Source organism: Bradyrhizobium sp. S69 (assembly GCF_009766005.1).
Lineage (GTDB): Bacteria > Pseudomonadota > Alphaproteobacteria > Rhizobiales > Xanthobacteraceae > Bradyrhizobium.
Map to the genome: position 1 here is coordinate 1 of NZ_LMUK01000035.1, position 333 is coordinate 333.

1 protein-coding gene is annotated in these 333 nt (G+C 66.7%); it reads right to left on the reverse strand.

Annotated features, from left to right (window positions below; translation table 11 throughout):
* Nucleotides 1-231 (reverse strand): hypothetical protein (locus GSQ88_RS35240; RefSeq protein WP_210253810.1); only part of this gene is annotated, 231 nt, incomplete at its 3' end.
* Nucleotides 232-333: the final 102 nt, after the last annotated feature.

Sequence of the window (333 nt, forward strand, 5' to 3'; positions counted from 1 at the left end):
GAGCGTGGTCTCGGCTTCGACCCGCGCGGTCAATGCCGCGGCCGAACCGCTGTCCCAGCGCGACAGCAATTCGAATTCGCGCCAGCCGAGACGATAAAAACGATTGCTGGAGGGGTCATGCAGCGTCCAGCTCGGCGAGCCGTCGAGCGCCGCGGGGCCCGGAAAGATCGCGATCTCCTCGCGCAATGGCAATAGGCCCTTTGCAGCGCCGGCCGCCGCGGCCACGCTCATCACAGGCCCACGAATTGTCGCGCCGCGGCCAGCGGACGCCGCAGCAAATAGTAGAACAGCGAAACCCGCTCGCCGAACAATTTCGCCGTGCCCTTGAGGCCG